Below are 13,935 nucleotides of genomic sequence, written 5' to 3'. Positions count from 1 at the left end.
GCATGCTCCAGCTTCCGCCTGTCCTCTGCTGTCAGCCCCAGTTCGGCGGGGCTCCTTGCCGGTCGCATGGTCCAGAAAATGCGCATGCGACCGGCATTTGTCTCGGAACTTCCGGCGACCTACTTAGGGACGCTGCGGCGTCGCTGCTTCCCCGCAAGCAAGAAGCCCGCGGAGGACTGTCTGGAGGACGGTCCGACCGTGGGCTTCGGGACACGCCGTGGCCTGGGGGCCACGGGAATGGGGGGCGTCAGAGGTCGATGACGACAACGCCTCGCGACGGCTTGTCTTCCTCGGTGTCCGTCCTCCGGTGGGGACGGTCATCGGGAACAGGCAGTGGAAGCTCCACCACCGGCCGCTCGTAATCCTCGCGGCGAAGCCGCTCGCGGCGCTTGATCTCTTCGATAATGAAAGCGTCGAGCATGGGTTCGGTCTCTCCCTCAGCCTACGTACCCCGATGTACGCCCGCCGTCCCGCCCCCTTACCACTTCCACTTCTCTTTGATGCAAATTAAGAACCCCTGTTTCTTCATGGGTGCGCCGCCGTGATTCTGCATGGCTGCTCGTCCACCTCCCGACATCCCGGCCAGAGCAACCGTGGCGCGGATGTCATGGGAAACCCAGCGGACGTTCAAAAATTGCCTGATCCTAATACGCCCGAGCCGCGCCGCAACCCAACCCGTCTCAGGTGACCCTCGAGGGCATTCGCGGCACGGTTCCAGCCGAAAAGCGCCCGCCTGCCTCCCTGCTCCTTGCACGACGAACGTCGCACCGGGAAACAGACAGGCAGGCGGATTTTGACGCAATCCGTCAAGGACGGACGGACTTCAAGGGGCTTCCGCGCGGCGCTTGAAGGCGTCCAGCATCTTGGGGAGCTGGTTGTCCACGAGCCCGTTGACGATGGCCTTGGGCACGAGCATGCCCAGGGCCATCTCCACGTTGTAGGTCGCGCGCGTCTTGCCCTCGCCGTCGGGCTCCAGGGTCCAGCTGCCCTTGTTGTCCTTCATGACCTCGCCGTTCACGAAGGTCCAGGACATGCGCTTGGGGCGCTCCTCGGTGACCTTGATGGTGTAGCGGATGGTCTTCACCACATCGACCTCGTAGTGGACCTGGACGGTGTTGCCCTGGCGCTGCGAGGTGGAGACCTTCTTCACCTCCGACAGGAACTCCGCGTAGCGGTCGTAGTCGGTGATGATGTCGAAGACCTTCTCGATCGGGGCATTGATGGTGATGGTGCGCGTGGCGCCGGCCATGACGGTGTCTCCTGGTGAGAAGGGGGCAGGCTACAGCGCGTAGCCCGGCTTCTTGTCGAACTTGTGCACGGACTGGATGAAGCGGACGGTGCCCGTCTTGCTGCGCATGACGACGGAGTGCGTCTCACAGCCACCGCCGAAGAAGCGCACGCCCTTGAGGAAGTCACCGGTGGTGACGCCCGTGGCGGCGAACATCACCTCGCCCTTGGCCAGCTCCTCGGCGGAGTAGATCTTGTGGATGTCGGTGATGCCCATCTTCTTCGCGCGCTCGATTTCGCCCTGGTTGCGCGGCACCAGCCGGCCCTGCATGTCGCCGCCGGTGGCGCGGATGGCCGCCGCGGCGATGACGCCCTCGGGCGCGCCGCCAATGCCCATCAGCACGTCCACGCCGGTGCCCTCGAAGCAGGTGGCGATGGCGCCCGCCACGTCGCCGTCCTCGATGAGCCGCACGCGGGCGCCTGCGGCGCGGACCTCCTTGATGAGGTCGGCGTGGCGCTCACGGTCGAGCGTCATCACGGTCAGGTCCTCCACGTAGACCTTCATGCGCTCCGCGATGGCGCGCAGGTTCTCCGTGGGGGACTTGGTCAGGTCGATGGCGCCCTTGGCGCGCGGCCCCACGGCGAGCTTCTCCATGTACGTGTCGGGCGCGTTGAGCAGGCCACCATGGCTGGACATGGCCACGACGGAGATGGAGCCCGGGCGGCCGTAGGCACAGAGGTTCGTGCCCTCCAGCGGATCCAACGCGATGTCGACCTCCGGGGCGCCCGGCTCACGGCGGCCCACGCGCTCGCCGATGTAGAGCATGGGCGCCTCGTCGCGCTCGCCCTCGCCGATGACGACGGTGCCGTCGATGTTCAGCGCGTCGAAGGCGCGCCGCATCGCGTCCACGGCCACCTGATCCGACTCGTTCTTGTTGCCGCGGCCCATGAGGCGGGCGGAGGCGATGGCCGCCATCTCGGTGACGCGCACGACCTCCATTGCCAGGTTGCGATCCATTGTGGTGCTCCTCGTTCGGGAAATTCGGGATGGGAAATCAGGGGCCTGGGCTCAGCCAGCGTCCAGGGCCTTCAGTCGGGAGAGGGCTTCGGGCATGCGCCGGGGCTTGCCGTCGCGCCCCACGCAGGCGTGCATCGTGCGGCCGGTGCACAAGAGCGTGGGCGATTCGCCGTCGCGCAGCAACTCGTAGGTGAACACGAGCGACGCATGACGCAGCTCGCTGAGCGTGGCGCGGATGACGAGCAGGTCGTCGTAGCGCGCGGAGGCCTTGTAGTGGGCGCTCGCCTCCACCACGGGCAGCAGCAGGCCGGTGCTCTCCAGCTCGCGGTAGCTGCCACCGTGGGCCCGGAAGAACTCACTGCGCGCGAACTCGAAGTAGCGGAAGTAGTTCGCGTAGTACACGACCCCCATCTGATCCGTGTCGCCGTAGATGACGCGCAGCCGTGCCTCGACCATTGGGCCGCCCATATCAGGGCGGGGTGACGTGTCCAAGCGGTGGGGACGCATGTTGGTTGCTTCTGACCATCCGGCCGGGGAGGCTGTCCGCCATGTCGCGTCTTCTGACCACTCTCGCCGTGCTGTCCGCCCTGTCCGCCCTGCCCGCCCAGGCGAAGGCCCCGAAGCTCACGCTGTTCATCAGCGTGGACGCGCTGGGCAGCGACCTGCTCCTGCGCAACCGCCCGCGCCTCACGGGCGGTCTGGGCCGGCTGCTCGACACGGGGGCGTACTACCCCTACGCGCGGTATGCCTACGCGGAGGCGCGTACCGCACCGGGTCATGCCACGCTGGCCACCGGCGCGAACCCCTGGCGCCACGGCATCGTGGACAACGACGTCTATGAGCGCGCCAGCGGACAGGCCGTGCAGGTCTACCTGGACCCGACGCATCAGGTGCTGGAGGGGGTCACCGTCCCCACGGCGGACAGCAGCCCGGCGAACCTGATGGCGGAGACGCTGGCGGACCGGCTGCGCGTGGCCACGCAAGGCCGGGGCAAGGTGGTGGCGCTGTCGTTCAAGGCGCGTGCGGCCATTCCGCTGGCCGGGCGGACGGGCCAGGCGTGGTGGTTCGACGAGGCCACCGGGAAGATGGTGACGAGCACCTGGTACGCGAAGGAGGTGCCCGCGTGGATGCAGGCGTTCAACGCGCGCAAGCTGGCGGACGCGGGCTTCAGCAAGACGTGGGAGCTGCTGCGCCCGCGCGCCGAATACGTGGGCGAGGACGACCGCGCCACGGAGCCGCCGGATCCCTACAGCATGGGCCGCACGTTCCCCCACGCCCTGAATGGCGGGCTCAAGGCGCCGGGGCCCGGTTCGTACCGCGTCTTTGGCGTGTCGCCCCTCTCGCATGACCTGCTGGTGCAGTCCGCGAAGGCGGCGCTGGAGGGCGAGGGCCTGGGCAAGGACGACGTGCCGGACATCCTCGCGGTGAGCTTCAGCGGCACGGACGCGGTGTTCCACGCGTTCGGTCCGTACTCGTGGGAGATGCAGGACACGCTGCTGCGGTTGGATCAAGCGATGGGCGAGCTCATCACCGCCGCCGAGCGCGCGGCGGGAGGCAAGGCCCACCTGACCATCGCGCTGTCCGCGGACCATGGCGGCGCGGAGATCGCGGAGGCCTGGGCCCAGGCGGGCGTGCCCGCGGTGCGGCTCAACCCGGTGGAAGCGGCGAAGGGACTCGCCCAGGAGCTGCAGGCGAAGTTCAAGGCCGACGTGACGGTGAAGCTGCTGGAGCTGGACGTGTACCTGGGCGGCAAGGCGCTGGAGTCGGGGCAACTGGACGGCGTGGCGGTGCGCAGGGCGGCGGCCGCGTGGCTCGCGAAGCAGCCCTTCACGGTGCTGGCGGTGGCGAAGGACGACCTGGACACGGCGCCGGACACCGGAGGCCTGGTGGCGCCGCTGCGGCGCGGCTACTACCCGCAGCGCAGCGGGGATGTGCTCTTCGTGTCGAAGCCGTTCTACGTGGTGAGCGACTACCCGCGCGGGACGAACCACGGCACGCCGTATTCCTACGACACGCAGGTGCCGGTGGTGTTCGCGGGCAAGGGCGTGAAGCCGGGCCTGTACCTCCAGGAGATCGATCCGGTGGACGTGACGCCCACGCTGTCCGCGCTGCTGGAGATGGGGATGCCCGCGTCGGCGGAAGGCAAGCCGCGCGCGGAGGCGCTCACTGGGAAGTAGGGACGCCGCCCTGACGGAAGGGCAGGTCGAGCCGGTTTCCACCGGCCCGCCCTGCCCTTTTCATTCCGTCAGATGAGGAACCGCGTCAGCCCTGTGCCGCCGAGCGGGGCTTGCGCGTGGACTTCTTCGTCGTCTGGATCTCCAGCGACAGGTCCATGGCCCGCGCCGAGTGCGTCAGCGCGCCCATCGACACGAAGTCCACGCCCAGCTTCGCGAGCCGGGGCAGCCGGTCCAACGTGACGCCGCCGGAGACTTCAATGGGGACCCGGCCGGCCGTCAGCTTCACGGCCTCGCGGATCTGCGCGTCGTCCATGTTGTCCAGCATGACGACGTCCGCGCCCGCGGCGATGGCCTCCGCGAGCTGCTTGAAGTTGGTGACCTCCACTTCAATCTTCACCAGGCGGGGGCCATTCAGCTTCGCGCGGTGGATGGCTTCGGTGATGTCACCGCCCACGGCCGCGATGTGGTTGTCCTTGATGAGGATGCCGTCAAAGAGGCCGAAGCGGTGGTTGGACGCTCCGCCCATGCGCACCGCGTGCTTCGCAAGGCCCCGCATGCCCGGCGGCGTCTTGCGCGTGTCGAGCACCCGCAGCTTCGAGCCCCGCACGGACGTCATCGCCTGCTGGGCCAACGTCGCGATGCCGGCCGCGCGCTGCACCAGGTTGAGCGCGGTGCGCTCGGCGGCGAGCAGTGAACGCAGCTTGCCGTGGACGCGCGCGGCGACCACCTTCGGTTTGATTTCGTTGCCGTCCTGCTTGAGGACCTCCACCTCCACTTCCGCGTCCACCATGTGGAAGACGCGGACGAAGGCGTCCAGGCCGGCGATGATCATCTGCTCCTTCGCGACCAGCTCCCCACTGCCCTCCGCATCAGCGGGGACCACCGCCAGCGAGGTGACGTCCCCCGCCGCGCCAAGGTCCTCGTCCAGGGACAGCGCGATGAGCCGATCGAGATAATCCTGCTGCACTTCCGCCTCCTACCGACGGGCCTTGCGGGCCGCCGGTTTGCCCCGGGTGGTCTTCTTCGCCGTGGCCTTCTTCGCCCCGGCCTTCTTGCCCGCCGCCTTCTTCGCGGAGGTCTTCCGGGCCGGCGCCTTGCGGGCACCACCCTTCTTCGCAGCGCTCTTCTTGCCCGCCGCCTTCTTCGCGGCCGGCTTGCCTCGGGATGCCTTCTTCGCAGCGCTCTTCTTGCCCGCCGCCTTCTTCGCGGGAGCCTTCTTCGCCGCGGCCTTCTTGCCCGCCGCCTTCTTCGCGGGAGCCTTCTTCGCCGGGGCCTTCTTCGCGGCCGCCGCCTTTTTCGCCGGAGCCTTCTTGGAAGACGCGGTCTTCTTGCCGGGCGCCTTCACGGCCCCTTCCGCCTCCGGAGCCTCACGGGTGTCGCCACCCTCCTTGGCCCGGTCGAACTCGCGCATCGCATCGTCCACGAGGCCCATGCTCATGTACGCAACGCCCAGGTCGTGGTGATCCGCGGCGGACAACCCTTCCTTGGTGCCTTCGCGCAGCTTGTTGAGCGCGTCCTCCACCACGGGGTCGGCGGTCTGGGGCGCTTCCCCGGCGGCCTCCGCCTCCATCTCACCCTTCAGCTCCTGACCCAGGTTCACGTCGTCCTTCGACGCCTTGGGCTCGGTGGCCACCTTCACGTGCGCGCTTTCGGACGCCGCGAGGGTGGAGGTCTCGGACTCGGTGCTGACCGGTAACGGCGACGGCGTCTCGGGCTCGGACATTTGGGGCTCCGGGGCGATGCGCTGGAGGTGATCCTGCAGCTTGACCGTGCGCTCCTGGAGCTCCGCCACCCGGGCCTGGTCCTTCGCCACCACGTCCGGCGGAGCACGGGCCACGAAGCTCGGGTTGTCCAGTTTGCGCTGCACACTGGTGAGTTCCTGCTCGGCGCGGGCGATCTCCTTCTTCAGGCGGTCGCGCTCCGCGTCCAGATCCACGAGGCCCGCCAGCGGGACGTAGATCTCCAGATTGCCGCTGACGAACGCCGCCGCCTGCGGAGGCTTGGCGCCCGGCGGGCCCACGAGCACTTCCGACAGGCCGGCCAGCGGCATCAGGTACGCGCGCCAGCGCTCCAGCAGCTCGCGCGTCGTCGCATCCGGGCTCTGCACCACCGCCTTCACCTTCGCGGACGGCGGCAGGTTGCTCTCACCGCGCAGCGTGCGCAGGCCCTCGATGGCCGCGATGACCGGCGCCATCTCCGCTTCCGCGGACGCATCCACGCGCGCCGCGTCCGGCTCCGGATACGCCGCGATGCAGATGCTCTCCGTGGGCCGGGACATCGGCAGCTTCTGCCAGATCTCCTCGGTGATGAACGGCATGAACGGGTGCATCAGCCGCAGGATGCGATCCAGGCAGTACACCAGCACCGCGCGCGTGGTGTCCTTGGCCTCGGCGTCCTCGCCGTACAGCGAGCCCTTCGCCAGCTCGATGTACCAGTCGCAGAACTCCGCCCACAGGAACTGGTACAGCGTGGAGGCCGCCTCCGCGAAGCCGTACACCTCCAGCGACGCGCGCGTCTCCTGCGTGGCCTTCTGCAACCGGGAGAGGATCCACCGGTCCGCCAAGGTCAGCGTGCGGCCCTCCAGCGGCGTCTTGTCCAGGCTGAAGTCGCCCATGTTCATCAGGGCGAAGCGGCTGGCGTTCCACAGCTTGTTGCAGAACGCCTTGTAGCCACCCAGGCGGTCCATCGACAGCTTGATGTCGCGGCCCTGCTGCGTGAGCGACGCGAGCGTGAAGCGCAGCGCATCCGCGCCGAACGCGGGCATTCCCTGCGGGAAGCGGTTGCGCAGCGAAGGCTGGAGCGCGTCCACCTTGGCGCCCAGGATGACGTCCAGGGGATCGATGACGTTCCCCTTCGTCTTGGACATCTTCTCGCCCTTCTCGTCGCGCACCATCGCGTGCAGGTACACGGTGCGGAAGGGCACATCGTTCATGAAGTGCAGGCCCATCATCATCATCCGGGCGACCCAAAAGAAGATGATGTCGTGGCCCGTCTCCATGACGGACGTCGGGTAGAAGGTGTTCAGCTCCGGCGTCTGGCGCGGCCAGCCCAGCGTGGAGAACGGCCACAGCGCGGACGAGAACCACGTGTCCAGCACGTCCGGGTCCTGCACCAGGTCCGTGCCGCCGCACTTCGGGCAGGACTCCGGCGTCGTGCGCGACACGATGACCGCCGCGCTGTCCAGCGAACGCTCCTCGCCCGCGGGGCTGCACGCCGCGCAGTACCAGGCGGGAATCTGGTGGCCCCACCACAGCTGGCGGCTCACGCACCAGTCATGGATGTTGCGCATCCAGTGGTAGTACGTGTTCGTCCAGGACTCGGGGACGAACTTCGTGCGGCCCTGCTCCACCGCCTCGATGGCCGGCTTCGCCAGCGGTTCGATCTTGATGAACCACTGCGGCGACAGGCGCGGCTCCACCACCGTGGCGCAGCGCTGGCAGGTGCCCACGCTCAGCTTGTGCGGCTCTTCCTTCTCCAGGAGGCCCAGCTCCGTCAGGTCCGCCAGCACCTGCTTGCGCGCCTCGAAGCGGTCCACGCCGGCGTACTTGCCGGTGTCCTTCGTCATCCGCGCCGCTTCGTCCAGGATGGACAGCATCGGCAGCTTGTGGCGCAGGCCCGTCTGGTAGTCGTTGAAGTCGTGCGCGGGCGTGACCTTCACCACGCCGGTGCCGAACTCCATGTTCACCAGCTCCCCATCCGCGATGATGGGGATCTCACGGTCCGTGAGCGGCAGCGCCACGCTCTTGCCCACGAGGTCCGCGTAGCGCGGGTCGTCCGGGTGCACGGCGACGGCGGTGTCACCCAGCAGCGTCTCCGGGCGCGTCGTCGCGACGGTGAGCGTGCGGTCCGTGCCCTTCACCGGGTAGCGGATGTGCCAGAGCGAGCCGTTCTTCTCCTCGTGCTCGACCTCCAGGTCGCTCAAGGCCGTGCGGCACGACGGGCACCAGTTGATGAGCTTCTGGGCCCGGTACATCAGGCCCTCTTCGTACAGGCGGACGAACACTTCGCGCACCGCGGCCGAGGACTGCTCGTCCATGGTGAAGCGCTCGCGGCTCCAGTCCAGCGACGCGCCCAGGTAGCGGTGCTGCTCACCGATGCGCGCGCCGTACTTGCCCTTCCACGTCCAGACGCGCTCGAGGAACGCCTCGCGGCCCAGGTCGTGGCGGCTCTTGCCCTCGGACTTCTTGAGCTCCTTCTCCACCACCATCTGCGTGGCGATGCCCGCGTGGTCCGTGCCCGGAAGCCACAGCGCGTTGAAGCCGCTCATCCGCTTCCAGCGCGTGAGGATGTCCTGGATGGTCGCGGTGAGCGCGTGGCCGATGTGCAGGCTGCCCGTCACGTTGGGCGGCGGCAGCACGATGCTGAACGGCGGCTTGGCGGAAGTGGGCTCGGCGCGGAAGTAGTCGCGCTCCAGCCAGTGGTTGTACCACCGCGCCTCCACTTCGGAGGGCTCGTAGGCCTTGGACAGTTCAGTCGTGTCAGTCATTGAAGACGGCCGGCCCCCGACGGGGCCGGCGGGGAATCAGGGGGGACTGCGAATCAATGCTGGGTCTCGCGGTCCTTGATGAGCCGCTCCAGCTCCTGCCGGATGATGGTCTCCGCCAGCTGCGGTACGACCTCCCAGGCAATCTTCTCGATGACCTCGCGGGAGGCCTTCGACAGGGCCTCGCGAAGCAGGGCCTCGCCTCCATCCGCGGGACGGCGCGAGGGCGCGGCGGCCGGCGTGGGCCCGCCGATGTCGAGCGAGATCTCCTCCGCGCCGCTGTGCTCGGGCAGCGAGTCCTCGATGCGGATGCTCTCCGGACGGGCCTGCACGGCGGCGGGCGCCGCGGCCGGAGCCCCCAGACCGAACGGATCCCGTGCGCGGGCGGCCGGCGGAACCGCCGCGGGCGGATGCGAGGGCGGCAGCGGCGTGCCCCCGGCGGGAGGACGCGGGAACCCGCCCGGGATGTTCGGAGCGCCAGGGCCCGGAGGACGCGCGGCCATGCCGGGAGGCGGCGGCACGCCAGGACCCGGAGGACGCGCACCCGGGGGAACGGCGCCCGGAGGCGGACGCGCCATGCCCGGAGGCGGCGGCACGCCAGGGCCCGGAGGACGCGCACCCGGAGGCGGCACGCCCGGCCCGGGAGGACGCGCGCCCGGAGGCGGCGGCACACCAGGACCCGGAGGACGCGCACCCGGGGGAACGGCGCCCGGAGGCGGACGCGCCATGCCCGGAGGCGGCGGCACGCCAGGGCCCGGAGGACGCGCACCCGGAGGCGGCACGCCAGGACCCGGAGGACGCGCGCCCGGAGGCGGAGCGCCAGGACCCGGAGGACGCGCACCCGGAGGCGCGGCGGCGGGCGGCTGCGGCGCGGCGGCCTGGGGCGGCACGGGCGCGGCCGTCTGCGGGAACACGCGCGTCGCGGCGGACGCGGGCATCGTGTTGGACTTCTGGCCCACCAGCGCCTTCACCTTGTCGAGGAGGATCTGGCTCTCGAAGGGCTTGGTGATGTGGTCGTCCGCCCGGGCGGCCTTCGCGCGGTTCTCGTCGAACGCCTCGAAGGTGCCGGCCAGCAGCAGCACGGGAATGGCCTGGGTGGAGGGGTCGCTCTTGAGCGCCTCGCACACCTCGTAGCCGCTCTTGCCGGGCATCATCACGTCGGCAAGCACCACGTCCGGGCGCAGCTCACGCGTGCGCGTGATGGCGTCCAGCCCGTTGTCCACCGCGGTCACCTGGAAGTCTTCCGTCGCGAAGATCATCCCGATCACCTTGCGGATGGTGAGCGAGTCGTCGGCGATCAGTAGATTCTTGGGCATCGGCTCCGGCCTCGGGGGGCGCATACCCCCCTGAATTCGTTTGAGATTTCGGGCGAGCAAGCCTGCCTGCCGGCCCTGTGTCAATCGGAGAAGCTTAGGGTTCGCGCTTCCGGCCGATCAAGAAAACATGCGCTGCAGGTCCAGGAACATCACGGGATCCGGCAGCCCCGGTGCCTTGAACGTGCCCATCAGCTCGGCGGGCTTGAATTTCTGCAGGACACCGAGCACCCGGGTGGCCGCCAGCCCCACGGTCCGCCCGGCCAGCTCCGTGAGGACGAACAATTCCTCCGCCAGCGCGGGCGCCCCCAACAGTGCCGGAACCGAACAGATGGGCCACAGGGCCTGCGCATGCGGGTAGACGCCCGCCACCGGCCCACTCTGCACCGGCAGGACGCTGAAGGACACGCCCTTGGGCACCACCTGGGAGACGTTGTTCAACGGAACGCCGAACAGCACGCCCTGCGACTCCAGCACCAGGGCCCGCTCCGGGGGCACGTCCGTCCAGTGCACGGGCCGGGGCTCGGGCGGCGAAGCCCGGGGGCCCACCCGGTGGGGCAGCGCCTCCACGATGAGCTCCAGGTACAGCCGGTCCTTGTGCAGCACCGCTCCCCGGCTCAAGGGCGCCAGCGAGTCCGCGAGCCCCGGGGGCAGGAGGAAGAACGGATCCCGCGCCACGTCCGCGACCTCCACCACGGAGCGCACCCGCACCGCGAGCGTGGGGCTGACGTCGAGCACCACCACCATGCCCGGCACGTCCTCGGGCGGCCCGCCGAGCAGCGCGGACAGGTCCTTCACCTCCAGCACGCCCCGCAGGCTGGTGCCGCGCGCGCCCGGCATGGCGACCTCCATCACGGAGGTGGCTTCCACGGCGTAGCGCGTCTCACCGGCCTCCACCAGAAGGCAGAGCCGACGTCCGCTTTCAAAGGGGGACACGGCCAGGGACCCTAGCAGCGTTCCAGGGCTTGGTGCTAAGCCGTGAACAGTCATGGCGCGACTGCTCCTCGTCGACGACGAAAAGATCGCCCGCAACCTCTACGGCGACTACCTCACGGCCGCGGGACACATCGTCACGGCCGTGCCCACCGTGGCGGACGCGAAGGCCGCCCTCTCCGCGGAGCGGTTCGACGCGGTGGTGACCGACCTCATCCTGCCCGGCGGCGACGGCATGGAAGTGCTTCGCCACGTGCGCGAGCGCTACCCCGGCGTGGAGGTGGTGGTCATCACCGGCCTGGACAAGGTGGCCCCTGCGGTGCGCGCCATCAAGAGCGGCGCGGCGGAGTACCTGGTCAAGCCCGTGGCGCCCGAGGCCCTGCAACACGCCCTGCGCCGCGCGCTCACCACGCGCGACCTGATGCGGGAGAACGCCTCCCTGCGCCAGCACGTCGCGCTCCTGGAGGCGGGACAACGGATCGCCACCACGCTCGACCGCGAGCGGCTGGCCACGGCCACCTCCGACGCACTGGAGTCCATGGCCGGCGCCTCCGCGGTGATGCTGCTGGAGCGCGACCCTTCCGCCGGCTTCCGCGCGCACGGCATGCGCGGACTGCCCCAGGACCTGCACGACACGCTGGTGCCGGTGATCATCGACCGGCTGTCCGCCACGCGCGAGCCCACGGTGCTCGACGGGCTCCAGGTCCCCTGGCCGCGCACCCTCACCTTCCCCGCCGTGGACGGCGACACGGTGCTGGGCCACGCGGTGCTCTTCCACGACAGCGCGCCCCCGGAGCACCACCCGGAGACGGTGAGCTTCCTCGTGCGCAACTGGGCGCTGGCCCTGCGCAACCTGGGCCGCTTCGCCGCCGTGGAGGACCTGGCGTACGTGGACGACCTCACCCGCCTGTTCAACACGCGCTACCTGCAGCTCGTGCTGGACCGCGAGGTGAACGAGGCCGTGCAGACGCAGCGGCCCTTCTCCCTGCTCTTCCTGGACCTGGACCGCTTCAAGACCATCAACGACACGCACGGGCACCTCGTGGGCTCGCGCGTGCTGGTGGAGGCCGCGCGCGTGCTCAAGGGCTGCGTGCGAGACCCGGACGTGGTGGCGCGCTTCGGCGGCGACGAGTACGTGGTGCTGCTGCGCGGCACCGACTCCGGCGGCGCCCTCAAGGTGGCCGAGCGCATCCGCCGCACCATGGAGACCCACCAGTTCCTGGGGCGTGAGGGCCTGGCGCTGAAGCTCACCACCTGCATCGGCGTGGCCAGCTTCCCCGAACACGCCCAGGACAAGGACCACCTGTTGGATCTGTCCGACCGGGCGATGTACCGGGGCAAGCGCGGCAGCCGGAACGTCGTCTACGTGGCGGCGCAGGACCTGGAAGCCACCCCGGCCGAGCGTCGCCAGGGCCCGCCGACTCCGAACACCCAGGGCTGAAGGCGCCCGGGAGCCACGCGGGACGCCTCCGGGTCCGGGGGTCCTACTTGCGCAGGCTGCCCACGGTGAGGCGCTTGGGCAGCTCCGGATCCACCTCGGCCGCGCCGCCGCCCTCGCCCACCGCCTCCACCTCCTCGTGGGACGCACCGGTGGTGATGAGGCGGTACTTCTGCGACGCCTCGCGGTCGTGCTGGGCCTGCGCGGGATCCAGGCGGGCGATGAGCTGCCAGAACAGGGCCGCGTGCTCGCGCTCCTCGTCCATGACGTGGCGCAGGATGGCCTTGGCATCCTCGTTGTCCGTCGCGTCCAGGTGCGCGGCGTAGAGGTTGATGGCGTCCAGCTCCGCCTCGATGTTGAGCCGGATGGAGCGGGCGAGTTCGGAGTCCGTCAGCTTCCGGGGCACCACCGAGTGGAACGGGTTCGTCTGCGGCATGCGGACCTCTGCGACAGGGGGACCGGCCACCCGGGCGTGCGGAACGTCGCCGTCCGGACGCCGGTTGGAGGGTGCCCGCGAGCATCCGTGCGAGCGAGGACGCGGTCAACCGATTCCCGCCGGGGGTGCGTTGCACGTGAACACCTGCCTCCGCCATGCTCCCCGGCATGGAGACCCCCTCGCCGCTCGCGCAACTGCTCCAGGCCCTGGAAGCAGGAGACCTGCCCGCGGCCAGACTCGCGGCGGTGGCCCTGCAGCGCGCCAACGCCCATACCCACCAGGTCGCCGCCGAGGTCCTCCACGAGCTGCGCCAGCCCCTGCTGGGCGCGAAGGCGTACGCCCAGTTGCTTGCCGAGGAAGGGGGCTCCAGCGGCCCCCTGAAGCTGCTGCTCGCGCAGGTGGAGCGGATGGAGCAGATCGTCTCCGACTTCATCCGCCTGGCCAGCGAGCGACCGGCCCCGCAGCAGCGGCAGTCCCTGGCCGCGCCCATCTGGGCGGCGGCGAAGGTGTTCAGCGTCAACCCGGACTCGGCGCGCATCTCCCTGGAGGTGGAAGCCCCGGAGGACCTCACCATCCTGGGCAACGCGCGGCTCATCGAGCAGCTCACGCTCAACCTGCTCAACAACGCGCGCGATGCCATGGCCGGCCGGGGCCGGGTGAAGGTGCGGCTTGCGCACGAGGGCGCATCTCCCGTCCTGTACGTGGCGGACTGGGGCCCGGGCATCCCCGAGGAGCTGCGCGAGCGCATCTTCGAGCCCTACGTCACCGCCAACAAGCGCGGCACCGGCCTGGGCCTCGCCGTCTGTCGGCGCATCGCGCACGAACACCATGCGCAGATATCGCTCGTGCCCCCGTCCACGATGCACGAGGTGCCGCCCCCGGCCACGGTGTTCCGCGTGCTCTTCCCGCC

Annotated in this window: 11 protein-coding genes and 1 pseudogene; 3 read left to right on the top strand and 9 right to left on the bottom strand. The window is 69.8% G+C overall.

What is annotated here, in order from left to right:
• Nucleotides 1–247: 247 nt before the first annotated feature.
• The 4 genes from D7Y13_RS46930 to D7Y13_RS27400 form a co-directional block, all read right to left on the bottom strand.
• Nucleotides 248–421, bottom strand: coding sequence for a hypothetical protein (locus D7Y13_RS46930; RefSeq protein WP_167508779.1), 174 nt, complete (start codon nt 419–421; stop codon nt 248–250).
• Nucleotides 422–823: 402 nt separating this feature from the next.
• Nucleotides 824–1,249 carry a type II toxin-antitoxin system RatA family toxin gene (locus D7Y13_RS27410; RefSeq protein WP_120535638.1) on the bottom strand — a complete coding sequence of 142 codons (426 nt, stop codon included), beginning with the start codon at nt 1,247–1,249 and terminating at the stop codon, nt 824–826.
• A 30-nt stretch (nt 1,250–1,279) separates the two neighbouring features.
• Complete coding sequence (gene glpX, locus D7Y13_RS27405; RefSeq protein WP_120535637.1) at nt 1,280–2,245, bottom strand: class II fructose-bisphosphatase; 966 nt, start codon at nt 2,243–2,245, stop codon at nt 1,280–1,282.
• A gap of 51 nt (nt 2,246–2,296) precedes the next feature.
• A complete protein-coding gene (locus D7Y13_RS27400; RefSeq protein ID WP_120535636.1) occupies nt 2,297–2,701 on the bottom strand; it encodes an acyl-CoA thioesterase in 405 nt (134 codons plus the stop codon).
• A 92-nt stretch (nt 2,702–2,793) separates the two neighbouring features.
• On the opposite strand from D7Y13_RS27400, the gene D7Y13_RS27395 reads away from it, so the two are divergent.
• The gene (locus tag D7Y13_RS27395; RefSeq protein WP_199732655.1) at nt 2,794–4,422 is read left to right on the top strand and encodes an alkaline phosphatase family protein; all 1,629 of its coding nucleotides are present in this window, start codon (nt 2,794–2,796) and stop codon (nt 4,420–4,422) included.
• Between the two features lie 85 nt (nt 4,423–4,507).
• Here D7Y13_RS27395 and nadC read toward each other — a convergent pair whose 3' ends face one another.
• The 4 genes from nadC to D7Y13_RS27375 form a co-directional block, all read right to left on the bottom strand.
• Nucleotides 4,508–5,389, bottom strand: coding sequence for a carboxylating nicotinate-nucleotide diphosphorylase (nadC, locus tag D7Y13_RS27390; RefSeq protein WP_199732654.1), 882 nt, complete (start codon nt 5,387–5,389; stop codon nt 4,508–4,510).
• Between the two features lie 9 nt (nt 5,390–5,398).
• Nucleotides 5,399–8,908 carry a valine--tRNA ligase gene (locus D7Y13_RS27385; RefSeq protein WP_120582140.1) on the bottom strand — a complete coding sequence of 1,170 codons (3,510 nt, stop codon included), beginning with the start codon at nt 8,906–8,908 and terminating at the stop codon, nt 5,399–5,401.
• A gap of 53 nt (nt 8,909–8,961) precedes the next feature.
• A complete protein-coding gene (locus D7Y13_RS27380; RefSeq protein ID WP_120535633.1) occupies nt 8,962–10,221 on the bottom strand; it encodes a response regulator in 1,260 nt (419 codons plus the stop codon).
• A gap of 117 nt (nt 10,222–10,338) precedes the next feature.
• The gene (locus D7Y13_RS27375; protein ID WP_120535632.1) at nt 10,339–11,154 is read right to left on the bottom strand and encodes a chemotaxis protein CheW; all 816 of its coding nucleotides are present in this window, start codon (nt 11,152–11,154) and stop codon (nt 10,339–10,341) included.
• A 52-nt stretch (nt 11,155–11,206) separates the two neighbouring features.
• Here D7Y13_RS27375 and D7Y13_RS27370 point away from each other — a divergent pair, with 52 nt between their 5' ends.
• Nucleotides 11,207–12,592 (top strand): diguanylate cyclase, encoded by a 1,386-nt coding sequence (locus D7Y13_RS27370; RefSeq protein ID WP_120535631.1) that lies wholly within the window; start codon nt 11,207–11,209, stop codon nt 12,590–12,592.
• A 43-nt stretch (nt 12,593–12,635) separates the two neighbouring features.
• Here the strand turns inward: D7Y13_RS27370 and D7Y13_RS27365 are convergent, their stop codons facing one another.
• Nucleotides 12,636–13,025 carry a demethoxyubiquinone hydroxylase family protein gene (locus D7Y13_RS27365; RefSeq protein WP_120582139.1) on the bottom strand — a complete coding sequence of 130 codons (390 nt, stop codon included), beginning with the start codon at nt 13,023–13,025 and terminating at the stop codon, nt 12,636–12,638.
• 167 nt (nt 13,026–13,192) lie between these two features.
• On the opposite strand from D7Y13_RS27365, the pseudogene sinK reads away from it, so the two are divergent.
• Nucleotides 13,193–13,935 (top strand): annotated as a pseudogene (gene sinK, locus D7Y13_RS27360) (hybrid histidine protein kinase/response regulator SinK); the annotation flags it as partial.

Source organism: Corallococcus praedator (genome assembly GCF_003612125.1).
GTDB lineage: Bacteria > Myxococcota > Myxococcia > Myxococcales > Myxococcaceae > Corallococcus > Corallococcus praedator.
The sequence above is the reverse complement of the archived record's forward strand: the minus strand, read 5'-3'. Positions and strand labels throughout refer to the sequence as shown.